Raw genomic sequence first — 26616 nt, forward strand, 5'->3', positions numbered from 1 at the left:
GTCAGTCCAGGGTGAAGTAGTCGGGGCCCGCGTAGCGGCCGGTGGCCAGCTTCTGGCGCTGCATCAGCAGGTCGTTGAGCAGCGACGAGGCGCCAAGCCGGAACCATTCGGGGGTGAGCCAGTCGTCGCCCGCCGTCTCGTTGACGAGCACCAGGTTCTTGATCGCGTCCTTCGTCGTACGGATCCCGCCGGCCGGCTTCACGCCGATCTGGCGGCCCGTCGCGTCGCGGAAGTCGCGTACGGCCTCCAGCATGATCAGCGTGACCGGCGGCGTCGCCGCCGGGGCGACCTTGCCGGTGGAGGTCTTGATGAAGTCGGCGCCGGCCAGCATGGCCAGCCAGGAGGCGCGCCGCACGTTGTCGTAGGTGGCCAGCTCGCCGGTCTCCAGGATCACCTTCAGGTGGGCCGCGCCGCAGGCTTCCTTCACCGCGACGATCTGTTCGTAGACCTTCATGTAGTGACCGGACAGGAAGGCGCCTCTGTCGATCACCATGTCGATCTCGTCGGCGCCCGCGGCCACCGCGAGCGCGGTGTCGCTCACCTTGACCTCCAGCGAGGTGCGCCCGCTGGGGAACGCGGTGGCGACGGAGGCGACCTTGACGCCCGTGCCCTTCAGCGCCTCGACGGCCACCGCCACCAGGTCGGGATAGACGCAGACGGCGGCCACCGAGGGGGCGTCGCCGCCGGGCCGCACGGCCTTGGCGCACATCGCGCGCACCTTGCCGTCCGTGTCGGCTCCTTCGAGGGTCGTCAGGTCCACCATGGAGATGGCCAGGTCGATGGCCTGGGCCTTGGCCGTGGTCTTGATCGAACGGGTGCCGAGCATCGCCGCCCGCTGGTCCGCGCCGACCCGGTCAACCCCGGGCAGGCCGTGCAGGAAGGCTCGCAACGCCGAGTCGGACGAAGCGACGTCCGCGAGCGAGGTAGTCACAGTTGACACCTAGACAGCATCGCCGACCAGGGCCTCTACCTCCAAACCGGATCACCCTGGGGCAGCGCGGGCGCAGGTCCTAGGCATGCCGTACGCCTGCGGCCCCGGCTTCTAGGCATCCCGGCGTGAATCCATAGGGATGCCGGCAGGAGACCCGTACAGGAGATAGGACATCCACCCGATGTGGCGGGCGGGGCCTTAGCCCGAGTCTTGAAGGTGTCAGGAAGAGCACCACATCGAAGGAAGACGATGATGAACCCCGAGATCGAGTACGAGCTCATGAAGAACCACGCGAACGAGCTGCGCCGGGCCGCCGCCCACCACCGCCGCGTACGCGAGGCCGAGCAGGGCGACAGGAGCGAGCGCCGTTCGCTCTTCGGCAAGCGCCGTTCCTCATGACCACCCCACGAGCACCCGGCCGCCCGCACCCGCGCGGCCGGGTCGCACGGGCCCCATAAAGCCCTGCAAGTGCTCCAAAAACCGTCGAAAGCAGCGGATGTGGGATGGCATGCTGGATGACATGCGGGGACGTTCGGTGAGTCCCGTCTTCGTCGGACGGGCAGAGGAGCTGGCGGCTCTGTCCGAAAGCTTCGACGAGGCCATCAAGGGCACGGTCACGGCGGTCCTGCTGGGGGGCGAGGCCGGGGTCGGCAAGACGCGGCTCGTGCAGCGGTTCGCCGAGAGCCGTGCGGCCGAGGGCGCCCACGTGCTGTTCGGGGGCTGCGTCGAGCTGTCCACCGAGGGCCTGGCCTACGCGCCGTTCACCGCCGCGCTGCGCCAGCTCGTCAGGGAGCAGGGCCCGGCCGCCGTCGCCGGGCTGCTGCCGGAGGGAGCAGAACGCGACCTCGCCCGGCTGCTGCCCGAGTTCGGTGAGCCCAGCCGCGACGGCGAGACGGAGACCGGTCGCGCCCGGCTCTTCGAGCAGTTCCTCAGCCTGCTCGAACGCCTCGCCGAGCACCGCCCCACGATCCTGGTCATCGAGGACATCCACTGGGCCGACCGGTCCAGCCGCGACCTCATCGCCTTCCTCAGCCGCAACCTGCACACGCCGCAGGTCCTGATCGTCATGACCTACCGCTCCGACGACCTGCACCGCCAGCATCCGCTCAGGCCGGTGCTGGCCGAGCTGGGCCGGGTCCACGGCGTGCACCGCCTCGACCTGCCCCGCCTGTCGCGGGACGAGGTCGCCCAGCAGATGACCGCGATCCTCGGCCGCACCCCCGCCTACGGCAAGGTGGACACGGTCTACGAGCGCAGCGAGGGCATCCCGCTGTTCGTCGAGGCCATGCTGGAGAGCGGCGACGAGTGCACGTTCCCCGACTCGATGCAGGACCTCATCCTCGGCTGCGTCGAACGGCTGCCCGAGGAGACCCAGCGCGTGCTGCGCGTCGCCGCCGCCGGCGGCAACCGGGTCGGCCACGCGCTGCTGGCCGCCGTCAGCGGCCTGTCCGACGTCGAGCTGGAGACCGCGCTCCGTCCCGCGATCATGGGCAACGTCCTGCAGATCGCCGACAGCCGCGCGTACGTCTTCCGCCACTCGCTCATCCGCGAGGCCGTGCACGACGAGCTGTTGCCGGGCGAGCACCAGCGCCTGCACAGCAGGTTCGCCGAGGAGATCTCCAAGGACCGCACGCTCGTCCCGCCCGACCGGGCCGCCGTCGAGCTGGCCCACCACTGGTACGGCGCCCGCAACGACCGCTGGGCGCTGATCTCGGCCTGGGAGGCGGCCCGCAAGTCGTCCAAGGCGTTCGCCTACACCGAGGCGGTCCCGCTGCTCGAACGCGTGCTCACGCTCTGGGACCGGGTGCCCGGCGCCGCCGAGCTGATCGGCTGCGACCACACCGCCGTGCTGGAGCGGGCCTCCGAGGCCGCCAACGCCGGCGGCGACGTCGACAAGGCCAGCAAGTTCGTCAAGGCCGCGCTGTCGCAGCTGGACGAGACCCGCGAGCCCGGCCGCGTGGCCCAGCTCATCGTGCGCAGGGCCGGGCTGAAGAACTCCAAGGGGCAGGCGGGCGTCATCGACGACCTGCGGCACGCGCTGCGGCTCGTCCCCGAGAACAGCCTCGACCGGGCCGAGGTCGTCACGCCGCTCAGCCGTCACCTGATGCTGCGCGGCGAGATCGAGGAGGCCAACGAGCTCATCATCGAGGGCCTGCGCTGGGTCAGGGAGAACGGCGACCGCTGCCTCGAAGGCGACCTGCTGATGAACCTGGCGCTCGGCCACTCGCTCAACGGCGAGATCGAGACCACCATCGCCATCAACGAGCAGGCGCTGACCATCGGCCGCGAGGAGGGCGCCGGCAAACTGATCACCCGGGCGATGGGCAACAACATCGACGGGCTGCTCGACATGGGGCGCCAGGACGACGCCCTGCGCATGGCCGAGCACGGCTGGACGGTCGCCAAGAAGTACGGACGCCTGCGCGGCAGCGGCCTGTTCATCGCCAACAACTGGGCCGAGGTGCTGGAGACGCTCGGCCGCTGGGACGAGGCCATCGAGATCGTCGAGACCGCGCTCAGCCACGGGCCCGTGCTGCGCACCCGCTACAGCCTGCTGCGTGTGCGCGCCGACATCGCCCTGGCCAGGGGCGAGCTGCAGCTCGTCGAGGGCATTCTGGCCGAGGTCGGCGTGTCCAAGAACCGTCCTGAGGAGTTCGTCCAGGACATCATCAGCAATGCCCGCCTGCTCATCGGCTGGCACCTGACCAGAGGCGAGCCCGCCGCCGCGCTCGGCGTGGCCGAGCAGGTGCTCTCGCAGCCCAAGCAGTCGAGCAAGGCCATGCTGGGCTGGCGGCTGCTCGCGCTGCTGCGCATCGTCTGCGACGCCGCCCAGGACACCGAGCCGGAACGGACCGCCGCGCTGCGCGCCCAGGCCGCCGAGGTGGCCGGCATGCTGTCGGTCATCGGGCCGGTCGTGAAGGCGTACCGGCTGTCCTACTCCGGCGACTTCGACGCCGCGGCGGCGGCCTGGGAGCGGCTCCAGCGCCCGCACAACCAGTCCAAGGCCCTGCTGCGGGCCGCCTCCGTCGCCGCCGCGTCCGGCGACAGGGAGGGCGCGGCGGTACGGCTCAAGGCCGCGCTGCCGCTGGCCAAGGCGCTGCGGGCGACCCCGCTGGTGGAGGAGATCGAGGTGCTGGCCCGCCGGGTCGGCGGCCTCCAGGAGGCGCAGGAGCCGTCGGAGCTGCTGACGCCGCGCGAGCTGGAGGTGCTGCGCCTGGTCACCCAGGGCCGCACCAACCGCGACATCGCGGGCGAGCTGTTCATCTCGGCGAAGACGGTGAGCGTGCACGTGTCCAACATTCTGGGCAAGCTCGGCGTCACCACGCGCGGCGAGGCCGCCGCGGCCGCCCACCGGCTGTCCCTGCTGTCCTAGAACTGGACGAGTGCTGTCCCAGCCCTGGATCAGCGCTGTCCTAGCCCTGGATCAGCGCTTCCGCCAGCAGCACGACGCCGAAGACGGCGAACGCGGCGGCGGCGCCGTACCGGATGACCTTCTCGGGCAGGTGCTTGCCCAGCAGCCGCCCCACCACGATGGCCAGCGCGTCCGCGGCCACCATGCCGACGGTCGAGCCGATCCAGGTGCCCACCCAGTCGTGCTGGGTGGCCAGCGTGATGGTGGCCAGCATGGTCTTGTCGCCCAGCTCGCTCAGGAAGAACGCCACGGTCACCGCGATCAGGGCGTTCCTGGTGGTGCGCTGGGCCTTCTTCGACTCCTCCTCGGTCAGCTCGTCGCCCCGCCACGTCCACACGGCGAACGCGAGGAAGGCCACGCCCGCGACGACGGTGATGGCCGTCGTCGGCAGCGCGCCGCCGATCAGGCCGCCCACGGCCACGCTGAGCAGGTGGACGACGGTCGTCGCGATCGTGATGCCGGCCAGCACGGGCCAGGCCTTGAAACGGGTCGCGAAGGTCATCGCCATCAACTGGCTCTTGTCGCCCAGTTCGGCCACGAAGATGACGGCGAGACTGATCCAGAACGCTTCCAACGGTCCTCTTCCGCGCGACCGGGCCGGAAGCAGGAGCCCGGGGAGTTTTTCGGGCACGACTTCGGCCCGGCAGCGTCTTTGTCCACATGACTGCCAGGCCGAAGGTCTCGTCCGCCCGTCTGAGGCCCGCGTGACCGGGCGCGGTGAAGCGCCAGTGTGTCGACCACGCGATTGGGACTACTCCCCTTCGGTAATTCCGCATCACCATAACAGGCGTCAGGCCGTGCCTGTTCCCGGGTGCCAGTCCCCAGGGTGCTTAGTCGCCGAGGGTGCAGCCCACCAGGACCGGCTCGTTGACCAGCGTGACCCCGAACTTCTCGCGTACGCCGTCGCGCACCTCCCTGGCCAGGGCCAGCAGGTCGGCGGTGGTGGCGCGGCCCGTGGGGTTGGTGAGGGCGAGCGTGTGCTTGGTCGAGATGCGGGCCGGGCCCCGCTCGTAGCCCTTCGGGTAGCCGGCCTGCTCGATCAGCCAGGCGGCGGGCACCTTGATCAGGCCGCCCGGCACGTCCCAGCGCGGATGCCCGGGAGCCCGCACCGCCAGCTCCTCCGCCTCCTCCGCCGTGAGGATCGGGTTGGTGAAGAACGAGCCCGCGCTCCTCGTGTCGGGGTCGTCGGGGTCGAGCACCATGCCCTTGCCCCGCCGCAGCGCCAGCACGGTCTCACGGGCCCGCGCGAGCGGCACCCGGCCCCCCGCCACGGTGTTCAGCCGCGCGGCCAGCTCCGCGTACGCCACAGGGCCGGACAACTCGGACAGGTCGAGCGCGTAGGTCACCGCCAGCACGACGTAGCGGCTCAGGTCGCGCTTGAAGACGCTGTCGCGGTAGGAGAAGCCGCACTGCCGCGCCTCCAGGTCGACGACCTGCCGGGTGAGCCGGTCGTAGGCGCGTACGCATCTGACGGTCTGGGAGACCTCCTGGCCGTACGCGCCGACGTTCTGGATGGGCGTCGAGCCGACCTGGCCCGGCACGCCGGACATGCACTCGATGCCGGACCAACCCTCGGCCACCGCGCGGCCCACGAGCCGGTCCCAGTCCTCGCCCGCCTCGACCGTCACGACGGCCTGCTCGCCGTCGCGCGAGATGGTCACGCCCTCGGTGGCGACCTTGATGACCAGCCCGTCGAACCCCTCGTCTGCCACCACGACGTTGCTGCCTCCGCCCAGCACCAGCGTGGGCACCGCGTTCCTGTCGGCATCGGCGATCAGGGACACGAGCTGTTCGGCCGAGGTGGCCTCGGCGAACTCGCGGGCGGGCCCGCCCAGGCTCAGCGTGGTGTACGACGCGAGGTTCTCCATGACCAGACAGCTTATGAGGCGCGCAGCCTGCGCAGCACCCCGTCGTAGTTGCGCCGGGACTCCCGCTCCGCGTAGTCGCCGGCCACGTCGTGCCGGCCCAGCAGCGTCACCGGCAGCGGCCGGTGCGGGACGACCAGGCGGCCGGGCAGGACCAGCGAGAGCTCCAGGTCGGCGTACCTGCCGTAGCGGGCGTCCTCGGGCAGCGCGCCGAACGCCTGGGCCCTGCGCACGGCGATGAGCTCGCCGCTCAGCGCCCGTACCGTGCCGGGAGCCGCCTCCCGCCACACCGTCCTGGGGCCGACCTCTCCCGTGCTCTCCCGGCCCGGCTCGGGCTCCTCCGCCGCCACCGGGCTCAGCCCTCTCCATCCGGCGGCCACCGCGCCCTCGACGATCGCGGCGATCAGCGGGGTCAGCGCGTCGCCGCGGAGCACGACGTTCGTCTCCATCAGCACGTGCACCTCGGACTCGTCCAGCCGCAGCAGCTTGGCCCGGCTCTCGCCCCAGGTCGCGGTGCCGCCCCGCCAGTGCGGTGTCTCGCTCACGTGCCAATCGGTGATCCGCTCGGGGTGGCGCTCGGCCAGCTCGGCCAGCACGTCGCCGGCGCCGTCCACGTTTCCGAGATCGAGGGCGAGCACGTGGGCGCCGGTGTGCTCGATCACCGACTCCACGCAGCGCCTGACGTCCTCGGGCCAGCCGTCGACCAGCAGCCCGACAGCGGCGGTGACACCCCTGGTCTCCACGCGCTGCCGTTCCAGGATCACGCCCTGGTCGTCCAGGCGGTTGGTGGCCAGCGAGGCGTCCCAGGCGCGCTGGGCGTGCAACATCCCGTCGTCCTGGCCGCCGTGACGGCCTGGGTCGCCCGAGAAGCCCAGCTCGGCCGCGGGGTCGGGGCTCGCGCCCGTCCTCGCGGCGCCGGCCCCCGCGCTCCTCGTGCTCCTCCGCTTGGTGCCCGCCGTGCCGACCCCCGTCGCCGTCACCGGCATGGGAGTGTCGTCCGCGCCGGGCTCACCGGCGCCGCCCGCCGTGTCGCGGCCGGTGCCGGCGGTCCCGGCCACCTGGTCGATCCGCGCGGGTTTGAGGTGCCCCGGCGGCTTGGTGTCGGTCACGGCGGAGACGGGGATCGATCGAACGGTGGGCCAGACCTTTCGCACAACATCACTCATACGGACACGCGCTACCCGAGAGCCGTCCGCAATATCACCGGGGTGCTGGGTGCGCCGGGGCCGGCCGGTCAGGTGTGCTTCGCGTCAGGTGAGCTGGACCACCGCACGCGGTCAGGTGAGCTGGACCACCGCGCGGGCCTTGGACAGCACCCGTGCGTCGCCCGACCTGGCGGTCAGCCCGATGACCACCTTCTTGTCCTCCAGCTTCTCCTCCACGACCCCGCTGACCGTGACCGTGGCCCCCTGGTCGTCGTCGGGCACGACCACCATCGAGGAGAACCGCACCCCGAAGTCCACCACCGCGCCGGGATCTCCCACCCAGTCGGTGACGAACCGCCCGGCCTGTGCCATCGTGAACATGCCGTGCGCGATCACGTCGGGCAGGCCCACCATCTTGGCGAAGCGCTCGTTCCAGTGGATCTGGTTGAAGTCGCCGGAGGCGCCCGCGTACATCACCAGGTTGAGCCGGCGCACGTTGTAGTCCACGGCCGGGATCTCCTGCCCCGCCTCGACCTCGTCGTACCTCACCGCGGCACTCATCTCAGCCCGCACCTCCGCGCTCGACGATCGTGTTGTACGTCACGCAGACCGGCTCACCCTCGACCGTCCGCACGTCGCTCTTGACCGTGAGCAGCTCGTTGTGCCCGGCGGTGCGGATGTCGGTGATCGTGGAGGTCATGACGAGCCGGTCGCCGGCGTGGACCGGCCGGGTGTACTCGAAGCGCTGCTCGCCGTGGACGACCATGGCCAGGTTGAGCCCGAGGTCGGGGTCCACCAGCGCCCCGCCGCCGCTCGTCAGGCTGAACACGATGGGGAAGGTGGGTGGCGCGATCACGTCGGGGTATCCGGCGGCCTGGGCGGCCTCCTGGTCGCGGTAGAGCGGGTTGTGGTCGCCGATCGCGGCGGCGAACTCCCTGATCTTCACGCGGCTGACCTCGTACGGGGCACTGGGCGGATAGGTTCTGCCCACGAAGTCACGATTCAGGGCCATCGCTGCTCCCTCGCTTGTCCGTCCCGGCGGCTGATGAGGCCGACGCTAACAGAACAAGGTTCGGCTGTCCCTGGTGATGGTCTGGTTTTTGCCCAGGACGCCGGCGGAGGGACACGCAGACACGACAAACCGGCGCCCTGCTAGGGGACGCCGGTTGTGCGTTATGAAAACAGTGGGCCAGCAGCCCTGCCCTGGACCCTAGCGGGTCTCGCGGTGCGCGCGGTGGCAGCGGCAGTTGGGGCAGTACTTCTTCAGCTCAAGCCGATCCGGGTCGTTGCGCCGGTTCTTCCGCGTGATGTAGTTGCGGTGCTTGCACTCCTGGCAGGCCAGCGTGATCTTCGGCCTAACGTCGGTGGCAGCCACTTGGGAGTGCCTTTCTACGTTCGGGACATGGACACGCCCGTACCCAGGCCGGTGACCTGGGATGGGGCAGTAGCGGAGGCCGGACTTGAACCGGCGACACAACGATTATGAGCCGTTTGCTCTGCCTGACTGAGCTACTCCGCCTTTGGGCCGGAATCGACCCGGCCCGTAGAGGATACCCGACACGGTGAGCACCTTAGTAACTCACCCGGTCGGGCGGGGTGCTTCCCAGTATGCCTCAGGAAGGCCCCGCAACCGAAATCAATAAGCGGCAGCCCCCCTGCCGCCCCCCATACGAGCACGGTCAGCGTAGCAGCTCTCAAAGGACTACCGGCAGCCTGCCTGGTGGCGCCACGGCGGCCCTCGCCGCTTCCCCGAGGATGAGGCCCCCGGCGAAGCGCCGTGACCCTTCCGTCGCCGCACTCGCGCGCAACGTCCCGGAGAACCCGAGACACGTCCCGGAGAACCAGAAACGCCCGGCTCCGAGTTACTCGGACCGGGCGTTTTGCCTGTTCAGTGTGCGAGCCCCCAAACGGAATCGAACCGTTGACCTTCTCCTTACCATGGAGACGCTCTGCCGACTGAGCTATAGGGGCCTGTCCGGCGCTGCGGACAGGCATAACCATACACGGCGCTCAGCCATGATGCGAACTCGTTCCGGCGGTCGCCCGCGGCGTCGCGCCGCGCCGGGGCGCGAGCTCGATCACCTCGCACAGGTCGGCCAGATCGACGTGCCTGGCCACCTCCGCCACAGAGGTGCAGTCGGCGACCACCCACCCGTTTCTGCGCACCCGGAGCACCTGCCGCCCGGCTCGCAGGGCGCCCACGACTTCAATGCCGTCCAGGCCGACCCATCGCCTCTCCATAGCCGCACACATTAGCCGGGGGATCCGTCAATTTCGCCGCGTCACTCGCGTTACCGGCATACCGAACCGGCAGGCATCACCGTCGGTATCGGTAGAAGCCGGCGAAGTCCTTCTTTTTCTTGATCGTGTCGATCCTGACCACGGCCCCGGTCTCCGGCGCGTTCATCATCTGCCCGCCGCCCAGGTAGACGCCCACGTGGTGAGTCCTGACCGAGCGCTTCGCGACCTTGCCGAAGAAGACCAGGTCACCGGGCCTGGGCTCGCGGACGCGACGCATCTTCCGCAAGTGGTCGTCGGTGTTGCCCGGCCCGAGCACGTCCTCGCCGTGCGCCAGGGCGTAGACCCACCGGGTGAAGCCCGAGCAGTCGAGCCCGCGCGTCCTGGCGGCCGGGCAGGGCCTGATGCTGCCCCGGTAGCCCCTGCACGTCCCCTTGGAGGGGCCGGGGTCCACGCCGTGGCCGCCGCCCCAGGAGTACACGATGCCGTACCGCTCGATCTCGTACGCGATCCTGACGACCAGCGGCGGCACGGACAGCCCCAGCGGCACCGACGCCGTGGCGGTCAGCAGGAGCAGCGCTGCCGCCGCCGCTGACCGCCGTTTCATTCCCACACCCCCCGAAGTCCCAGCCTTCGGTATTTATCCTGCCTTATCGGGCTTTGAGGACGAGTTTCACCGAACCCACCGTCACGTTCAGGCCGACGGTGCCCTTGGACCTGCTGGGCCTGGTCGTGATCGTGAACGTCTTCTTCCGCCCGAGCGGCAGCTCCCCGATCCGGCAGTTCACGGCGGTGCCGCTGAACGTGCACCCCGGCGCCTTGACCACGCGCTGCCCGCCGAACGTCCGCCCCGTCAGCTTGACGTCCTTGACCGGGTGCGGGCCCGTGTTGGAGATCGTGACCGTGTACGACTTCCTGCTCACGGCCCGGCCTCCGACCCTGACCTCGGCCGGCGGGTTGGCCAGCGACTTCAGCTGCGACTCCGAGCCGTTGAAGACGTTCTGGCCGCCTGCCAGCGTGCCCTTCTCCGCCGACTGCCAGAACGTGTGCTTCTTCCACCCCTTCGGCAGCTCGCCCACCTCGGAGCCCCAGCGGGCCAGCCACAGGGGGTTCGACTTGAACGTGGTGGTGTTGCCGGTGCAGGTCTGCCACCAGCTCGTGGTGGTGTAGATGATCGCGTGCCGGCCGGTGGCCGCCCGGTACTTCTTGGTGAAGTCCTTGATCCAGGTGACCATGTCCGCGGCGGACAGGTCGTAACAGTTGTTCTTGCCGTTGGTGTCCTTGTACGGGTTGTCCTCCAAATCGAGAACACCGGGAAGCGTTTGGCCGTCGCTCATCCAGTTGCCGCCGTTCCGCAGAAAATGGTCGGCCTGGGCGGTCCCATCGGATTCATGCGGTTGCGCAAAGTGATAGGCGCCGCGAACGAGACCCGCCGACGCCGCGCCACTGAACTGGGCCTCGAAACTGGGGCTGCGATAGTCCGTCCCCTCGGTGGCGTGCACGAACGCGAACTTCCCGCCGCCTGAGGCCACCGCGGCCCAGTCGATCTCACCGGTCCAGTTACTGACGTCGACCCCGGGCACCTCGGCCGCGTGGGCGACGCCGGTCATGCCAATCGTGGCAATTACCGTGTATAACCACAGACGTTTCACGCCGCAGATCATTGCGGAGCCCTGCACAATTCCGCAAGCCCGGAAATTTCCACCTCTTTTTCGGTATCGAGCCAATACACGGGCCCGAGAGCCAGCGGTCGCGCGCCCGCCGCCCATTCCCGCCATCGTTCGTCCCCGACGAAGGGGTCCCGGTGCACAGGGTGCCGCACCCGCCGGCCAGGGGCTCTCCAGCACCGCGCCGCGCCCGGCGGTGGCCGGCAGGGTCCACAGGCTCTCCGCCGCGGCCCGGCCCAGCGCGGTGCTCCATTCCGCCTCGCCGACCCCGCCGGGGCGGTCGAGGGTGTCGGCCAGGGTCTCCTTGATCGCGTCCTTGCTCAGGACGGGCCAGCCGAGCTCGCGGCCCAGCGCGCGGGCCGGCGTGGACTTGCCCGACCCCGGCAGGCCGTTACGAGGACGACGCGTTCGCACATGATCAGCATGGTGACAGAGGCGTGTGCAGAATTCGTGCGGACGTGGTGCGGAAACCGCAGATCAGCGGGTGGAAATTCGTTCCCGGCCAAGATCGTCCGCGACAACGTTCTCGCAGGTCAGAGCCGTATGTGTAAGTCACGTTCACGTTTGCCAAAGCCGGTCGAAGCTGCACAAACTTGGTCCGATCCTTCGAAACGCCCCCGACCAGGGGTTTCTTCGCCATGCCTGGAGGAGGCCGACCATGATCCATGCCCGGGCCCTGACCCGAGTGTTCACGATGAAGAAGCAGACCGTGGAAGCCGTGCGCGGCATCGACCTCGACGTGGAGGCAGGCCAGCTCGTGGCCTTCCTGGGGCCGAACGGCGCCGGCAAATCCACCACTCTGCGCATGCTCACCACCCTGCTGCCGCCCACCTCCGGCACCGCCACCGTGGCCGGTCACGACGTGGCCGCCGACCCCGCCGCCGTACGGTCCCGCATCGGCTACGTCGGCCAACGCAACAGCGCGGGCGAGGAGTTCCACGTCCGCGACGAACTGGTCACCCAGGGCCGCTGCTACGGGCTGCGCGGCAGGGAGGCGGCCGCCCGCGCCGACGAACTGCTCGACCTGCTCGACCTGACGCCGCTGGCCAAGCGGGTGCCCGGCACGCTGTCCGGCGGCCAGCGCCGCCGCCTGGACATCGCCCTGGGCCTCATCCACCGGCCCGACCTGCTCTTCCTCGACGAACCTTCGACGGGCCTCGATCCGAAGAGCCGCGCGGAGATCTGGGAGCACATCCTGCGCCTGCGCGACACGTACGGGACGACGTTGTTCCTGACCACCCACTACCTGGAGGAGGCCGACAGCATGGCCGAACGGGTGGTGATCATCGACGGCGGCCTGATCATCGCGGACGGCACCGCGGAGCAGCTCAAGAACGACCTGGCCGGCGACCACATCGTCATCACCACGGCGACGGAGCGGGAGGCCGCGCGGGCCGCCGAGCTCGGCGGCGGCAGCGCGGACGGCGTCACCGTGCGCCTCCGGGTCGCCGGCGCGACCGCCGCGCTGCCCGACTACCTGCGCGGCCTCGACGCCGCCGGCGTGAAGGTCAAGACCGCCGAGACCATCCGCCCCACCCTCGACGACGTGTTCCTCACCCTGACCGGGAGAAGCCTCACCGATGACGACATTCCTGCGTGACACCGCCACCGTCTTCACCCGCGAGTTCCGGCCGAGCCTGCGCAACCCCACCGGGCTGCTGTTCGACATGGGGCAGCCGCTGCTGTTCCTGTTCCTGTTCGGGTCGCTGCTGGACGGGGCCGTGGGCTCGTCCTGGCAGTGGTTCGTGCCGGGGATCCTGGTCATGATGTGCCTGACCGGGCCCATGAGCGCCGGCTACACGCTGCTGGTCGAGCTGATCGGCGGCGCGATGGAGCGGCTGCTGGTCACGCCGCTCAACCGCACCGCGATGCTGGTCGGCAAGAGCGCCAAGGCCATGCTGACCCTGCTCGTGCAGGCGGTGCTGATCATCGCCCTGGCGATCCCGCTGGGCTTCGAGCTGCACGCGGCCGGAGTTTTGGCCGGCCTGGCGCAACTGGTGCTCTTCGGGGTGGGGCTGGGCGCGTTCTCGCTCGTGCTGGCCATCAAGTCGGCGCCCGGCGGCACCCTGTTCTACATCGTCAGCCAGTCGATCGTCTTCCCGCTGCTGCTGCTCTCCGGCGTTCTGCTCCCGCTGGAGACCGCGCCCGGCTGGTTGCAGACCGCCGGCCGGCTCAACCCGATCACCTACGTCGTCGACGCGCAGCGGGCCCTGTTCGCCGGCGACCTGGCCTCACCCTCGGTCCTGTACGGCACCGCCGCCGCCTGCGCCGTCGCCGCGGCCGGTCTCTACCTGGGCAACCGCGCCCTGCGCCAGGCCGTCTGACGCGCCCGCGCCAGGCACCTACCCGCTCGGCATCCGGGGGCCCGCTTTGACAGCGTTTCCCGCGCGAATGACAGTGAGTCATGACCTTCGTGCTGGCGACCGAGACGGTGCCCTGGATCCCGGTGGCGCACCGCCTCGACGTGATCCTCTCCGAGTCCCTCCCTCCCGGCGACCGGACGACGTCGGCGTTCGCGTTCGTGTCGGACGAGGCCGGGCGGACGCTCATGACGCGCGTCGGCCGGGAGGGACGCGGCTGGGACATCCCGGGCGGCCACCTGGAGCCGGGCGAGAGCGCGGTGGACGCGGCCTCCCGGGAGCTGTGCGAGGAGACCGGCCTGCGCCTGCCGCCCTCGGCCCTGTCGATCTTCGCCTGGCAGCGCATCGAACTCCTGGAGCCGCCGCCCGCCTCCTACCGGTATCCGGCGCTGGCGTACATGGCGATGTTCCGGGCCACGCTGCCAGGGCCGGGCGGCCCGACGCGGCCGCCCGCCGGGTCGGAGAGCACCCATGCGGAGTGGCTGACCCGCTCGGAGATCGAACGCGTCTGCGCCGGACGCACCTGGCTGGCCCTGCTGACGGGTTAGCCCCTTTCTGTCAGGCGTTGCGGGCGCGTTCGAGGTCCTCGTCGGGACGGTAGAGACGCTCGGGGATCCGCGCGAGCGTCGAGGGGTGCGCCTGGGGGCCCAGTCCGTACAACTTCTGGAAGCTCATGATCAGCGGCCGCCACGCGTCGGGATCGATGTGATCGCCGGTCCCCTGCAGGCGGATCTCCTCGTGCACCCAGACGCGCTGCACCCGTACCTCGAACGCCAGCACCCCGCCCTCGTCGCCCACCGGATGGCAGCGTTCGACCACGGCCTCCATGGCGACCGGGCACTCGGCCACACGCGGCGCCTTCACCGTCTCCGACGGCACCTCGGTGAGCCCGGCCCGCCGGAACTTGTCCCCCGCGTACCGGTAGCCGCGCCGCGCCTTGCCCTCGGGGACGGGGTCCGACCCGGTCGTCAGCGCCAGCCGGTCGACGGCGGGGGCGAGGGCGTCGGACGGCAGGTTCAGCACGCACTCGCCGGTCCTGCGCAGGTTCTGCGCCGTCTTCGACCGTGCGCCCCACCCCAGCATCGCCCGCCAGCCGAGCCAGAACGCGGACGACATGGGGGCCAGGTTGGGCGTGCCGTCCTCGTTCATGGAGGAGACCAGGACGACGGGGGTGCCGAAGTAGAGGATGTTCGGCTCAAGGGGGATGTGCGGGTTGGCGGCAGTGCTCATACGTCCACTGTCGGGCCGGCCCGGCGGGCCGCGCTGGCGACCTTCGGACCTCTGTTTCGACCTTCGGGCGCCGGGCCGCGAGCCTCGGATGCGGGTCCTCGGGGCTCGGGGCTCGGGGCTCGGGCCTCGGGCCTACTCGGATCGGCGGCGGCGCCGGATCGGCATGCGGCGCGGCATTTTCGGGGAACGGCCTGAGCGGGGTGTGGGCTTGTCCCAGGTCCGTTGCTTTCCGGTCGCCGGCTTCTCAGCGGCCTCGCCCTCTTCTCCCCCTTCTTCGCCCTCGCCGCCCTCCGGCTCCTCGCCCTCTTCGCTCTCCTCTTCTTCGGCGGTCGCCTGGCGGGCCTCCTCGCCTTCGCCCTCCTCTTCTTCGGCCGTCGCCTGGCGGGCCTCCTCACCTTCGCTCTCCTCCGGCTCCTCCGGCTCCTCGCCTTCCTCCTCTTCGCCCTCTTCTTCCCCTTCGCCCTCCTCGGCTTCCGCGCGTTCGCCGGTCGCCTCCGTGCCCTCTTCCTCGCCCTCCTCGGTGCCCTCTTCCTCCTGGGCGGCGCGTTCCTCCTCCATGGCTGTCTCGTGATCCTTGACGACCTCGCTGTCGCGGATCTCGCCGCGCCAGCCCTCTAGGTCGTCGGGATTCAGCAGGAGGTGCGCCATCACGTGCCGTCTGAAGTGCTTGAGCTCCAGCCGGACCCGCCGTCCCTGGGCGCGCCACAGGTTGCCGGTACGCTCGAACAGCCCCTGCGGGTGGTACTCCAGCACCACCAGGATCCGGGTGAGGTCCTCGCTCAGCTCGTGGAACGTCACCGCCCCGTCGACGTAGCCCTTCCGGCCCTCGGACCGCCAGATGATCCGCTGGTCAGGAAGCTGCTCGATGATGTGCGCCTTCCAGTCGCGGTGCGACCAGAAGACCTGCGCCTTCCACATCAGGTCCTCGTCGGACTCCTGCTTGACCGTCTCCACCTTCTTCATGAAGGTCGGGAAGTCCTGGAACTGGGTCCACTGGTCGTATACCAGGCGGCGGGGCGCTCCGACGTCGATCGTCTCGACGATGTTGGTGACCTTCCCGAAGCCGCCCTTTGCGCCCTTGCCGCCGGTGATCTTCTGCATGATGCCTTTGAGGCCGCCCTTGAGGCCGCCCTTGACGACTTCGCCCATGATCCCGCCGCCTGACTTGTCCGAGCCGGTCAGCGTGCCGATCAGGCCCTTTCCGCCTTCGCCGCCGCTCTCCGCGTACTCCGACAGCCGGCCGGTGAGGCCCTCAAGTTTGTCGCCCGCCTTGGCGAGCAGCCGGGCGCCCGCGGCGTGCAGCAGGTTCTGTGCCTCCTGGGTGAGCCGTTCCGTGGGCAGTGCGGCGAGCAGCCCCTGTCCTGCCGCCTTGGCCGTTCCTCCCACGCTCTGACCGGCGTCCTTCGCGGCTCCCGCCGCTTTCTCCGCCGTGCCCTGCACCGCTCCGGCTGCTTTTCCCGCGGTGTCCTTCGCCGCTCCGGTGGCCCTCTTGGCCGCCCCGCCCAGGCCCCGGCCGGCCGCGCCGACCGTGCTGCCGACTCTGCCCGTCCTCTCCTCAGCCATGGCCGTTCACCCCCGTGGACTTCGCCTCGCCGCCCGGCTTGGCATCACCGCCCGGCTTGGCATCACCACGCGGCTTGGCGTCACCACGCGGCTTGGCGTCACCGCCCGGCTTGGCGTCACCACGCGGCTTGGCGTCACCGCCCGGCTTGGCATCACCACGCGGCTTGGCATCACCGCCCGGCTTGGCGTCACCACGCGGCTTGGTCTCCCCGTTCCGCGTCGCCTCGCCGTCGCCGGGGGTGCGCAGGGCTTCGGCGCGTTCGTGCAGCTTGTCGCTCAGGGAGTCCATCTGCCTGCCGGCGGCGGCCACGGCCGCGGCCTTGCCCACCTCCATGAGGTCGCCGCGGAGCCGGTCGGTGAGCTGCCCGACCTCCGGGGACGAGCCCAGCACCTTGACCCCCTGCGCCAGCAGGCCCCCGCCCTTGACCCGGCCGACCAGCCCGGCGGCGGCCAGGGCCGCGGCCATGCGCAGCTTCTTGCGCCGTCCGAGGTAGTAGCCGGCGAGCACGGCACAAGCGATCCGCAGCGTGTTCGACATGATCGGCGTTCCTTCCCCATGGCCACGACCAGGTCACTCGACCGTGGCCTGCCCTGGAAAGGGACGAAGAATCATCAACAGGTGGAAACTTGGACATATTTTGCGCGGTAGGACCTCAGCCCTCGGCCGGCGCGTAGATCGCGTGGATCACCCCGGTCTTGAAGGTCGCGGAGTGGGTCAGCTTCAGCGGGTGGGTCGGGGTGCCCTCGAACAGGCGCTGCCCGTGGCCGACCACGATCGGGTGGACGAGCAGGTTCAGCTCGTCGAGCAGCCCGTTGGCCAGCAGCCAGCGCACGGTCGTCGCGGAGCCGGACATCTGGATGTCGCCGTCGATCTCGCCTTTGAGCTCGCGCAGCCGGGCGGCGACGTCGCCGGAGACGACGGTGGTGTTGCTCCAGTCGGCGCTGGTCAGGGTGCTCGACACGACGAACTTGCGTGCCTGGTTCAACATCGCGGCGACCTCCTGGTCCTGCTCCGTCGACGTCCAGTACGCGGACCACTCGTCGTACAGCTTGCGGCCCATCAGCATCGCGCCCGCGCTCGCCATGCCGGCCTCCACCACGGCGCCCATCTCGTCGTCCCAGTAGGGGAAGTGCCACTGGTCCGGGGACTCGACCACGCCGTCCACGGAGATGAAGAAACTCGAAATGATCTTAGCCATCGCTCCTGCTCCTCTGTCGTCGCAGGGAGGCTAGGCCGTGAGGGCAGTCGGGGTCTTGTACAGAAACGACACCCGCCAGATCGCCTCAGAGAGGGAACCAGTGGATGCGGATATCAGTCTTTGTCGGTACTGAGCAGGCCCCGCCGGAAGGCGACCGCGACGGCCGCCGCGCGGTCGTTGACGCCGAGCTTGGCGTAGATGTGCAGGACGTGGCTCTTGACCGTGGCCTCGCTAATGAACAGGCGGGCGGCGGCCTCGCGGTTGGTCGCGCCGTCGGCGATCAGGCGCAGCACCTCCAGCTCCCGCCCGCTCAGCGGGTCGGCAGGGGCGCGAACCTGGCCGAGCAGCCGGGTGGCCACCGAAGGCGACAGCACGGCCTCGCCCCTGGCCGCCGCGCGCACGGCGCGGACCAGCTCGTCGCGGCCCGTGTCCTTGAGCAGGTAGCCGGTCGCGCCGGCCTCGACGGCCGGCAGCACGTCCTTGTCGGTGTCGTACGTCGTCAGCACGAGCACGCGAGCCCGCACCCCCAGCCTGGCCAGTTCCTTGATGGCCGCGACGCCGTCCATCCGCGGCATCCGCAGGTCCATCAGGATGACGTCGGGGTCGAGCACGCGGGCCAGGTCCACGGCCTGGGCCCCGTCACCCGCCTCGCCGAGCACCTCGAAGCCCGGGTCGCCGGTGAACATGCCGCGGATGCCGTCGCGCACGACGGGATGGTCGTCGACGATCAGCAGCCGGACGGGGGTCTCAGTCACGTGGCGCCTCCCTGGGCACGGCGGGCACGCTGGCGGAGATCGCGGTGCCGGCGCCGGGCTCCGACTCGATCTCCAGCTCGCCCGCCAGCCTCGTCACCCGCCGGCGCATCGAGGTCAGGCCGTAGCCGCCGCCCTCGCGTACCCGTTCGAGGTCGAAGCCGGCGCCGTCGTCGCGCACGTCGAGCGCGACCACGTCCTCCATGTACGACAGCGTCAGCCCGACCCGACCAGCCCCCGCGTGCTTGGCCACGTTGGCCAGCGCCTCCTGGGCCGTGCGCAGCAGGGTCTCCTCGACCTCGGGATGCATGGGACGGACCGTACCAGTCGTGTGCACTTCAGCCGGAACCGCGTTCAGGGCCGACCACTCGGCCGCGACCTCGGCGAGGGCGTCGGGCAGCGGTGCGGACTCCAGCGGGCCGGGACCGACGGCGTGGATGGACCTGCGGGCCTCGGACAGCCCCTCCTTGGCCAGCCGCATGGCGTTGCCGATGTGCCGCTCACGCGCGGCCGAGTCGTCCCTGACCTGCGTCGCGGCCTGGAGCTGGGTGATGATGCCGGTCAGCCCCTGCGCGAGCGTGTCGTGGATCTCGCCGGCCATCCGCTGCCGCTCGTCCATGACCCCCGCCTCCCTGGCCTGGACCAGGAGCTGGGCATGCAGGCCCGCGTTCTCCCGCATCGCCTCCTCCAGCCGGGTCACCATCCTCTTCCGCTCGGCGCTGCGCTCGGCGGTGATCTCCCCGACGAAGCTGAACAGGCCGACCAGGGCCACGATGGCGGCGGTGAAGAACAGGTAGGTGAGGATGCTCGCGGGGGTGGGCTCGGGCAGGCCGCCGCGGTAGGCGGCGACGGTGGCGGCGGCCGTGGCGCTCACTCCCGCGAAGCGCCACCCGCCCCGGAGGTACTGCCAGGAGTGGAGGTACCCGACGAAGCCGAAGAAGCTGGCGAACCAGACGCCCCGCAGGCTCAGCACCGCGATCACCACGATCAGGCCGGTGACGTACAGGGCCTTCATCGGGCCGCGTGACATGAGGCCCATCCACGCGGCGGCGAGCGCCGCCAGGCCGAGCGTGACCAGCCGCTCGGCCCAGGTGTCGCGCTGCTCGGTGAGCAGGTAGAGCACGGTGGCGACGACGAGCAGGAGGTAGGGGACGAGGCTCACGTACCGCTGCAGTTGCCGCTCCCACCGGTCCAGCCTCGTCACGCTCACTCCCAACGGAAGAATCTGGCCGCGGCAACGCTCAGGACCACCGCGTAGCAGGTCATCACGGCCAGCAGCGGCAGGCTCGGCGTGCCTCCCGCCCAGACGTCCTGCAACGACTGCCGGAAGGCGCCCAATGGAGTGTACGCACCGATGCGCGCCAGCACCTCCGGCATCTGGTTCACCGGCTGCATCAGCCCGGCCAGGTAGGCCATGGGGAAGTAGAGCAGCACGCCGATCCCGTTCGCGCTGCGCCCGTTCGCGGCGAGGGCGGCGATGAGCAGCCCGATCGAGAACATCGCCGCCGTGCCGAGCACGAACGTCAGCACGACCGCCCACGCCGCGCCCGGCGGGCGCGCGCCCAGCGCGTTCACGCCGACGGCCAGCAGCAGCCCGCAGGTGACGGCGGTGAGGACCACTTGCAGCAGCAGTTGCACCGCCAGCATGTTCCCCGGCCGCAGCGGCGTCGTGGAGAGCCGGCGCAGGATCCCTCTCTCCCGGTACGTCGCCAGCGTCGTCGGAAGCATGTAGAGCCCGACCAGCCCGACCGCGATGGCCAGCGCCATGGGGAGCAGCACGGTGTCACCCGGCTCGATCGAGCTGCCGAAGACGACCAGGATGAACAGCGGGATGAGCACCGTGAACAGCGAGCCCGGCTCCCTGACCAGGAGCTTCAGCTCGACGGTGGTGAGTTTGGCGAGTGCGGTCATGTCAGTTCTCCCAGGTACGGCCGGTGAGGGCGAGAAAGGCGTCGTCGAGCGTGCGCTTGTCGATCCGCAGGTCGCTGACCAGGACGTGGTGGCGGGCGAGCCGGGCCGTGACGGCGGTGGCGAAGTCGCCCCTGCCGGTGACGACCACCCGGTCGCCGTCCCTGGCCACGCCCGACACCCCCGGCACGTCGCCGAGCAGTTCGTTCGGGTCGGCCTGCGTCATCAGGGTGAACCTCATGTGGTGCTCGGCGCCGGTGCCCTCGATGAGCCCGCCCGGGGTGTCCACGGCCACGATGCGGCCCTGGTCGAACACCGCCACCCGGTCGCAGAGCTCCTCGACCTCGTCCATGAAGTGGCTGACCAGCACCACGGTCACGCCGCCGGCGCGGACCCGCTTGATCAGCTCCCAGGTGGCCCGGCGCGCCTGCGGGTCGAGGCCCGTGGTCAGCTCGTCGAGGAAGGCCACCCGCGGGTTGCCGATCAGCGCGAGAGCGATGAACAGCCGCTGCTTCTGGCCGCCCGACAGCTTGCCGAAGCGGGCGTCGCGCTTGTCGGCCAGGCCCCACTGCTCGATCAGCTCGCGCCAGTCGCGCGGGGCGGCGTAGAAGGAGGCGTACAGGTCGAGCGCCTCCCAGACCTTGATGTTCTCCGGCAACTGGGTGTGCTGCAACTGCACGCCGATCTGCTCGCGCAGCGCCCTGTTGCTGCCGGGATCGAGCCCGAGCACGCGGACGGATCCGCTGTCGGGCCGCCTGAGCCCTTCGACGCACTCGACGGTGGTGGTCTTGCCCGCGCCGTTGGGGCCGAGGATGCCGAAGATCTCGCCCTCGTCCACGGAGAACGACACCCCGTCCAGGATCGTCTGACCCGCGTACCTCTTGGTGAGGCCCTTGACCTCGATGACTGCCATGACTCAAGGATCTTCCGGCGGCGTTCCGCGCGAATCGACCCGGCGGCCACCGTCAGAGGTGGTCGTGGCGGATTCCGGAACCCACCGTTCGGTTGATTGACACGTATGTACGGTGCGGCAAGTTTCGGGGCATTGCTGAAAGTTTCACGAGGTCGATCCGGCCCTGACCAGAGCAGGATCGCACACCCAGGCTGAGTCCGTTGACAGCCTCCGGAAACCGGGCCGATACTTTCGCCGAAATGCCGATAGTTTCGACATCGACGGGAGGTAGCACCGTCACATGAACGACTCCCCCGCTCACCCGAAGAGCCGCCTCAGACGGTTCGTCAGCCGGGCCTGCGTCGTCGCCCTGGTCGCGGCCACGGCGATGACGCCCGGCATCGCCCACGCGGCCCCCATCACCTCCAACCAGACCGGCACCAACAACGGCTACTTCTACTCGTTCTGGACCGACAGCGCCGGAACGGTCTCCATGGAGCTGGGATCGGGCGGCAACTACAGCACGTCCTGGCGCAACACCGGCAACTTCGTCGCCGGCAAGGGCTGGAACCCCGGCGGGCGGAGGACCGTCAGCTATTCGGGCAGCTTCAACCCGTCGGGCAACGCCTACCTGACCCTCTACGGGTGGACCAGGAATCCGCTGGTGGAGTACTACATCGTCGACAACTGGGGCACCTACCGGCCCACGGGGACCTACAAGGGCACGGTCACCAGTGACGGCGGCACGTACGACATCTACCAGACCACCCGCTACAACGCCCCCTCCATCGAGGGCACCAGGACCTTCAACCAGTACTGGAGCGTACGGCAGTCGAAGCGGACCGGCGGCACCATCACCGCGGGCAACCACTTCGACGCCTGGGCCCGTAACGGGATGAGCCTGGGCAACCACGACTACATGATCATGGCGACCGAGGGCTACCAGAGCAGCGGCAGCTCCAACATCACGATCGGCGGCTCCGGTGGCGGAGGCGGCGGTGGTGGTGGCGGTGGGGGCGGAGGGGGCGGAGGGGGCGGCGGCGGTGGCTGCACCGCGACGCTCTCCGCCGGTCAGCAGTGGAGCGACCGGTACAACCTCAACGTCGCCGTCAGCGGTTCGAGCAACTGGACCGTGACGATGAACGTGCCGTCCCCGGCGAAGGTGCTGGCCACCTGGAACATCAGTGCCAGTTATCCGAGCGCCCAGGTGCTGAGCGCCCAGCCCAACGGCAGCGGGAACAACTGGGGGGTGACGATCCAGCACAACGGCAACTACACCTGGCCCACGGTCTCCTGTAGCGCGAGCTGACCCTCTGGGCGGACGTCCGGCGGCGCGGCGGCCCACCACCGCCGCGCCAGCCGCATGCCCCGACCCCCTCAGTTCCTGTCCCGATCAGCCCGGTCTCCATCAAGCGCCGTCCCCATTGAGCCGGGTCAGTACAGGCGGGCCAGCCAGCGGCCGTTCGCGTTCCAGTGGTCGGCGCCGTCGAAGCCGCCCGCCCGCGCGACCCGCCCGAGGTCGCTCGCCGAGACCGTGGCCCAGCCGAACCACTCGCCGGCCAGCTGCCCTCTGCGCAGCCGGACCCGGTCCACCCGGCTGCGCGTCCCCGGCGGCGCCACCTCGGCCAGGACCGTGCCGCCGGGCCGGATGAGCTGCCTGACCCGGCGCAGCAGCGTCTCGGGGTTGCCGCCGATGCCGATGTTGCCGTCGGCGAGCAGCGCGGTGGCCCAGCGGCCGCTGCCGGGAATGTCGTCGAAGACGTCACGGAGCAGGGCGAAGCCGCCGGCGCGGCGGGTCAGGGCGACGGCGCGGGGCGTGATGTCGATGCCGAGCGAGGTGACGCCGCGCCGGGTCAGCGCCGCCGTCAGCCGTCCTGGGCCTGAGCCGATGTCGAGTGTCGGGCTGGCGCACCGGCTCAGCAGCTCCTCGTCCCCGTCGATCGGCTCGAACCAGCGCGCGGCCTCCAGCGTGACGCGGGTGCCGTCCACGTACTCGATCTCGGCGCTCTCTCCGGCGAGCGCGTCTGCGTACAGCTCGCCGATCATCGGCCCAGCCTCCTCAGCTCGGCGGCGAAGCAGGACGCGGGCGCCTGCGCGGCCTGGGCGGCGGCGTCCGCCGCCGTGTCGACGTCGATCAGCTCGGGCAACTGGTGCACGGTCAGCTCCGCGCGGTCCAGCCGGTCGAGCTGGAACTTGCCAGTCTCCGGATGCGACATGGGCACCCCCAGCAGCAGCTCCGGGTCGGGCCTGCGCAGGCCGAGCAGCCACCACCCGCCGTCGGCGGCCGGGCCGTAGACCGCGTCGTGCTCCGTCAGCGCCTCCCCCGCCTCGCTCAGCAGCTCCGGCGTGACCTGCGGGGTGTCCATGCCGATCAGGACGACCGGCCCCGGCCGCAGCCGGTGCGTGTCGGAGAACGCCGCGGCCAGGCGCTCGTCCAGGCCGTCGCCGCGCTGCGGGATCACCGCGAACTCCTCCGGCAGCCAGCCGCCCGGCAGACCGTCCAGGGCCAGCACCCGCTGCGCGGCCGGCGTCGCGGCCACGGCCCGCAGGCTGTCACGGAGCGAGGCCAGCGCCAGGGCCGCGGCCTCCTCCTGGCTGAACGGCGGGGTCAGCCGGGTCTTGACCCGGCCCGGGACCGGTTCCTTGGCGATGATCAGGATCTGGGGCAGATGATCGGGGTTGCTCAGCGTGCTCAGTCCTTTCAACGGGGCGGCGTACGGCCCAGCCGATCAGCACGGCCACCACGGCCGCGGCGTAGAAAACGGTTGCGAGGGTGCCGGCGCCCATCGGGCCGTCGACGTAGGCGATGGCGCCCGCCAGGGCCGCGCCCAGCCACTCCCACCGGCCGGTCTTGGCGGCCAGCGCGACGACCAGCAGCGCGTACCAGGAGTAGCCGGGGGTGAACAGCAGCAGCAGCGCGCCGCTGACCACCAGCGCGCCCTGCCAGGGCCGCTCCTGGCGGCCGTACCGCAGGACGGCCAGGATGACCAGCGCCAGCAGCCCGATCGCCGCGTACGGGGCCCACGCGTCCGGCAGGAGCAGCCGCAGGACCAGGTAGCGGTTGCCGCCGCCCTCGTAGCGCTCCTCCTGGAGGTAGCCCGGCAGGTAACCCGCCACCGCGGGGCCCGAGGCCAGCACGTACGGCACGTACGACAGCACGACCACGGCCGTCGCGGGCAGCACCACGCCGAGCAGCAGCACCAGCGCCGCCGCGCCGATCACGCCGCCCGCCCCGCCCGGCGCCCCGCTGGCCAGCACGCCGGACAGCGAGCCCACGAGCGCCGTCGCGGGCAGCAGCTTGGCCGCCACGGCACCGCCCAGCAGGGCCCCGCGCGCCCAGAGCCCCCGCACGTGCAGAGGCTTGCCGCGCCCCCGTACGGTCCAGAAGGCCAGCGCCACCAGCAGCACGCCTACCATGTCTACGTGCGCGTTGTTCACCGCCTCGACCGGTACGGCGGGACACCACGCCCAGATCGCCGCCCGCCGCGCGCCCGCCAGCCGGCACAGCGTCAGGAGCGTGAGCACGGCCATCAGCCAGCCGCCGAGCTGGAGGACCTTGTGCCGCGACCCCTCCGGCGACAGCCAGTGCACCAGCAGGAAGTAGCCCTGGGCGAGCGGCGGATAGATCGTCGGCACGGTGGGGCGGTTGATCCGGGTGCAGCCGCCGTCCGGCAGCGGGTAGAGACCGGGCCCGGCGCAGTCAGCGGGGAAGAGCCATCCGTCACGCAGCCCGGAGAGCGCCGGGTCGGACGGCGGGTGGTCGTAGGGCGAGATGCCCGCGGCCTGCACCTTGCCGTCCCAGGCGTAGCGGAAGGAGTCGGTGCTGCTGCTCGGCGGCGCCACCAGCCCGGTCGCGGCCAGCAGGATCCCGCCGGCGACGACGAGCGCGGTCAGCCGCCGCTCCGGCACCCGCCCGGCCAGCCACAGAGCCGCGCAGAACAGGGCCCAGGCCGGCAGGTACCAGCCAAGGCGGGGCGGCCCCGTCACCATCCCGGCCACGGTGGCCGCCAGGAGGATGAGCACCGCCCCCGTCGCTAACGTGTTCCGGCTCACAGGCGGCAGCCTCGCATCCACGCGCAGGTTCGCGGTCGCTCCGTCGCTCTCCGTTCGATCTCCGTAAGAAGCCTTACGAACTGCGAACGTCCCTTACCGCGAGCGGGCCCGCGGCCTAGCGTCGGCGGCATGAGAGTGTTGGTCACCGGCTCGGCCGGTTTCATCGGCGGGCACGTGGCCGAGGCCCTGGAGGCGGCGGGTCACGACGTCGTCGGCCTCGACCTGCGCACCGGCCAGGACGTCCAGGACCCGGCCGTCCTCGACGGGCTGCTGCCCGGCGCGGACGTCGTGGTGCACCAGGCCGCCAAGGTCGGGCTCGGCGTGGACGTCTCCGACCTGCCCGGCTACGCCGGCGTCAACGTGTACGGCACGGCGGTCCTGCTCGCCGCCATGGCCAGGCACGGGATCGGCCGGCTCGTGCTGGCGTCCTCGATGGTGATCTACGGCGAGGGCCGCTACGAGTGCGCGGAACACGGTGACGTACGTCCGGGGCCGCGGACCGTGAACGACCTGGAGCACGGCCGGTTCGAGCCGCCGTGCCCACGCTGCGGCGCGCCGCTGGCCTGCGTGGAGATCGACGAGGATGCCCGGCCCGACCCGCGCAACGCCTACGCCACCAGCAAGCTCGCGCAGGAGCACCTGGCCGCCAACTGGGCCAGGCAGACCGGCGCGAGCGCGGCGGCGCTGCGCTACCACAACGTCTACGGGCCGCGCATGCCGCGCGACACGCCCTACGCCGGGGTGGCCGCGATCTTCCGCTCCGAGCTGGAGGCGGGCCGGGCGCCGAAGGTGTTCGAGGACGGCCGCCAGCGGCGTGACTTCGTGCACGTCAGGGACGTGGCCAGAGCCAACCTCGCGGCCATGTCGGCGACCGTGTCGGCGACCGTCCCGGCCGGCGAGCTGCGCGCCTGGAACGTCGCCTCCGGCACCCCGCACACCGTGGGCGACATGGCCGCCGCGCTGGCGGCCGAGCGCGGCGGGCCCGATCCGGTGGTGACCGGCGCCTACCGGCTCGGCGACGTCCGCCACATCGTCGCCTCGGCCGCACGGGCCAGGACCGAGCTCGGCTTCCACGCCGAGATCGGCTTCGAGGCGGGCGTGAAGGAGTTCGCCTGGTCGTGACGCCCGCCCCCGAGCCCCGCCCGAACGAGTCCGAGGCTCGATCCTGAACGAGTCCCGAGACCCGATCCGATCCCCATCGCGCTACGAGGAGGCCCGCCGATCATGACGGTGGACGTGATTCTGCCCTGCCTGAACGAGGAGGACGCGCTCGGCTGGGTGCTCGGGCGCATGCCCGCCGGCTACCGCCCGATCGTGGTCGACAACGGCTGCACGGACCGGTCGGCGGAGGTCGCCGCCGGCCTCGGCGCGCGGGTGGTGCACGAGCCCGCGCGCGGTTTC

General features: G+C 70.9%; 28 protein-coding genes and 2 tRNA genes. 7 read left to right on the top strand and 23 right to left on the bottom strand.

Annotated elements, in window-relative coordinates; genetic code table 11:
* Position 1 precedes the first annotated feature (1 nt).
* Positions 2-931, bottom strand: coding sequence for a deoxyribose-phosphate aldolase (gene deoC / locus ABFX54_RS15685; protein ID WP_346105433.1), 930 nt, complete (start codon positions 929-931; stop codon positions 2-4).
* Between the two features lie 249 nt (positions 932-1180).
* Here deoC and ABFX54_RS15690 point away from each other — a divergent pair, with 249 nt between their 5' ends.
* Complete coding sequence (locus ABFX54_RS15690) at positions 1181-1330, top strand: hypothetical protein (protein ID WP_346105435.1); 150 nt, start codon at positions 1181-1183, stop codon at positions 1328-1330.
* Positions 1331-1451: 121 nt separating this feature from the next.
* Positions 1452-4304, top strand: coding sequence for an ATP-binding protein (locus tag ABFX54_RS15695; RefSeq protein ID WP_346105436.1), 2853 nt, complete (start codon positions 1452-1454; stop codon positions 4302-4304).
* A gap of 40 nt (positions 4305-4344) precedes the next feature.
* Here the strand turns inward: ABFX54_RS15695 and ABFX54_RS15700 are convergent, their stop codons facing one another.
* The 11 genes from ABFX54_RS15700 to ABFX54_RS15750 all read right to left on the bottom strand — a co-directional run bounded on the left by ABFX54_RS15700 (position 4345) and on the right by ABFX54_RS15750 (position 11672).
* Positions 4345-4917 (bottom strand): TMEM165/GDT1 family protein, encoded by a 573-nt coding sequence (locus ABFX54_RS15700; RefSeq protein ID WP_346105438.1) that lies wholly within the window; start codon positions 4915-4917, stop codon positions 4345-4347.
* A 256-nt stretch (positions 4918-5173) separates the two neighbouring features.
* On the bottom strand, positions 5174-6211 hold the full coding sequence (locus ABFX54_RS15705; protein WP_346105440.1) for a UDP-N-acetylmuramate dehydrogenase: 1038 nt from the start codon (positions 6209-6211) through the stop codon (positions 5174-5176).
* A gap of 11 nt (positions 6212-6222) precedes the next feature.
* Entirely contained in the window at positions 6223-7317 is a 1095-nt protein-coding gene (locus ABFX54_RS15710) for a hypothetical protein (protein WP_346105442.1), read from the bottom strand.
* Positions 7318-7485: 168 nt separating this feature from the next.
* Entirely contained in the window at positions 7486-7914 is a 429-nt protein-coding gene (locus ABFX54_RS15715; RefSeq protein WP_346105444.1) for a MaoC family dehydratase, read from the bottom strand.
* 1 nt (position 7915) lies between these two features.
* On the bottom strand, positions 7916-8365 hold the full coding sequence (locus ABFX54_RS15720; RefSeq protein WP_346105445.1) for a MaoC family dehydratase N-terminal domain-containing protein: 450 nt from the start codon (positions 8363-8365) through the stop codon (positions 7916-7918).
* A gap of 198 nt (positions 8366-8563) precedes the next feature.
* Positions 8564-8728, bottom strand: a complete 165-nt coding sequence (gene rpmG / locus ABFX54_RS15725; protein WP_019632658.1) for a 50S ribosomal protein L33 — start codon at positions 8726-8728, stop codon at positions 8564-8566.
* Positions 8729-8798: 70 nt separating this feature from the next.
* A tRNA-Met gene (locus tag ABFX54_RS15730) sits at positions 8799-8872 on the bottom strand.
* Between the two features lie 379 nt (positions 8873-9251).
* A tRNA-Thr gene (locus tag ABFX54_RS15735) sits at positions 9252-9324 on the bottom strand.
* Between the two features lie 39 nt (positions 9325-9363).
* Positions 9364-9594: a transposase gene (locus ABFX54_RS15740; RefSeq protein ID WP_106243794.1), complete on the bottom strand. Its 231-nt coding sequence runs from the start codon at positions 9592-9594 to the stop codon at positions 9364-9366.
* 76 nt (positions 9595-9670) lie between these two features.
* A complete protein-coding gene (locus ABFX54_RS15745; protein ID WP_346105447.1) occupies positions 9671-10198 on the bottom strand; it encodes a C40 family peptidase in 528 nt (175 codons plus the stop codon).
* Positions 10199-10241: 43 nt separating this feature from the next.
* Positions 10242-11672, bottom strand: coding sequence for a GH25 family lysozyme (locus tag ABFX54_RS15750; RefSeq protein WP_346105448.1), 1431 nt, complete (start codon positions 11670-11672; stop codon positions 10242-10244).
* A 244-nt stretch (positions 11673-11916) separates the two neighbouring features.
* Here ABFX54_RS15750 and ABFX54_RS15755 point away from each other — a divergent pair, with 244 nt between their 5' ends.
* From ABFX54_RS15755 to ABFX54_RS15765, 3 genes are all read left to right on the top strand, one after another.
* Positions 11917-12858: an ATP-binding cassette domain-containing protein gene (locus tag ABFX54_RS15755; RefSeq protein WP_346105450.1), complete on the top strand. Its 942-nt coding sequence runs from the start codon at positions 11917-11919 to the stop codon at positions 12856-12858.
* Entirely contained in the window at positions 12839-13582 is a 744-nt protein-coding gene (locus tag ABFX54_RS15760) for an ABC transporter permease (RefSeq protein WP_346105451.1), read from the top strand. The genes ABFX54_RS15755 and ABFX54_RS15760 overlap by 20 nt, the downstream gene beginning before the upstream one ends.
* A gap of 80 nt (positions 13583-13662) precedes the next feature.
* Positions 13663-14166 (top strand): NUDIX hydrolase, encoded by a 504-nt coding sequence (locus ABFX54_RS15765; RefSeq protein WP_346105452.1) that lies wholly within the window; start codon positions 13663-13665, stop codon positions 14164-14166.
* Positions 14167-14176: 10 nt separating this feature from the next.
* Here ABFX54_RS15765 and ABFX54_RS15770 read toward each other — a convergent pair whose 3' ends face one another.
* From ABFX54_RS15770 to ABFX54_RS15805, 8 genes are all read right to left on the bottom strand, one after another.
* A complete protein-coding gene (locus tag ABFX54_RS15770) occupies positions 14177-14848 on the bottom strand; it encodes a flavin reductase family protein (RefSeq protein WP_346105454.1) in 672 nt (223 codons plus the stop codon).
* 132 nt (positions 14849-14980) lie between these two features.
* Entirely contained in the window at positions 14981-16411 is a 1431-nt protein-coding gene (locus ABFX54_RS15775) for an SRPBCC family protein (RefSeq protein ID WP_346105456.1), read from the bottom strand.
* Positions 16404-16949 carry a hypothetical protein gene (locus ABFX54_RS15780; protein ID WP_346105458.1) on the bottom strand — a complete coding sequence of 182 codons (546 nt, stop codon included), beginning with the start codon at positions 16947-16949 and terminating at the stop codon, positions 16404-16406. The genes ABFX54_RS15775 and ABFX54_RS15780 overlap by 8 nt, the downstream gene beginning before the upstream one ends.
* Before the next feature lie 115 nt (positions 16950-17064).
* Positions 17065-17610 carry a dihydrofolate reductase family protein gene (locus ABFX54_RS15785; RefSeq protein ID WP_346105460.1) on the bottom strand — a complete coding sequence of 182 codons (546 nt, stop codon included), beginning with the start codon at positions 17608-17610 and terminating at the stop codon, positions 17065-17067.
* Between the two features lie 113 nt (positions 17611-17723).
* Positions 17724-18365 carry a response regulator gene (locus ABFX54_RS15790; RefSeq protein WP_346105461.1) on the bottom strand — a complete coding sequence of 214 codons (642 nt, stop codon included), beginning with the start codon at positions 18363-18365 and terminating at the stop codon, positions 17724-17726.
* On the bottom strand, positions 18358-19566 hold the full coding sequence (locus tag ABFX54_RS15795; RefSeq protein WP_346105463.1) for a sensor histidine kinase: 1209 nt from the start codon (positions 19564-19566) through the stop codon (positions 18358-18360). Before ABFX54_RS15795 ends, ABFX54_RS15790 begins: the two co-directional genes overlap by 8 nt.
* A 2-nt stretch (positions 19567-19568) precedes the next feature.
* Entirely contained in the window at positions 19569-20273 is a 705-nt protein-coding gene (locus ABFX54_RS15800) for an ABC transporter permease (RefSeq protein ID WP_346105465.1), read from the bottom strand.
* Between the two features lies 1 nt (position 20274).
* Positions 20275-21183 carry an ABC transporter ATP-binding protein gene (locus tag ABFX54_RS15805; protein WP_346105467.1) on the bottom strand — a complete coding sequence of 303 codons (909 nt, stop codon included), beginning with the start codon at positions 21181-21183 and terminating at the stop codon, positions 20275-20277.
* Positions 21184-21463: 280 nt separating this feature from the next.
* Here ABFX54_RS15805 and ABFX54_RS15810 point away from each other — a divergent pair, with 280 nt between their 5' ends.
* The gene (locus ABFX54_RS15810) at positions 21464-22471 is read left to right on the top strand and encodes a glycoside hydrolase family 11 protein (RefSeq protein WP_346105468.1); all 1008 of its coding nucleotides are present in this window, start codon (positions 21464-21466) and stop codon (positions 22469-22471) included.
* Positions 22472-22596: 125 nt separating this feature from the next.
* Here ABFX54_RS15810 and ABFX54_RS15815 read toward each other — a convergent pair whose 3' ends face one another.
* The 3 genes from ABFX54_RS15815 to ABFX54_RS15825 are packed head-to-tail and all read right to left on the bottom strand — an operon-like array spanning position 22597 to position 25215.
* Entirely contained in the window at positions 22597-23208 is a 612-nt protein-coding gene (locus ABFX54_RS15815) for a class I SAM-dependent methyltransferase (protein ID WP_346105470.1), read from the bottom strand.
* Positions 23205-23831 carry a TIGR04282 family arsenosugar biosynthesis glycosyltransferase gene (locus ABFX54_RS15820; protein ID WP_346105481.1) on the bottom strand — a complete coding sequence of 209 codons (627 nt, stop codon included), beginning with the start codon at positions 23829-23831 and terminating at the stop codon, positions 23205-23207. The genes ABFX54_RS15815 and ABFX54_RS15820 overlap by 4 nt, the downstream gene beginning before the upstream one ends.
* On the bottom strand, positions 23716-25215 hold the full coding sequence (locus ABFX54_RS15825; RefSeq protein WP_346105471.1) for a glycosyltransferase 87 family protein: 1500 nt from the start codon (positions 25213-25215) through the stop codon (positions 23716-23718). Before ABFX54_RS15825 ends, ABFX54_RS15820 begins: the two co-directional genes overlap by 116 nt.
* Positions 25216-25344: 129 nt before the next feature.
* On the opposite strand from ABFX54_RS15825, the gene ABFX54_RS15830 reads away from it, so the two are divergent.
* Positions 25345-26337 (top strand): NAD-dependent epimerase/dehydratase family protein, encoded by a 993-nt coding sequence (locus ABFX54_RS15830; protein ID WP_346105473.1) that lies wholly within the window; start codon positions 25345-25347, stop codon positions 26335-26337.
* The last annotated feature ends 279 nt before the right edge of the window (positions 26338-26616 follow it).

The organism is Nonomuraea maheshkhaliensis (assembly GCF_039529435.1).
GTDB lineage: Bacteria > Actinomycetota > Actinomycetes > Streptosporangiales > Streptosporangiaceae > Nonomuraea > Nonomuraea maheshkhaliensis.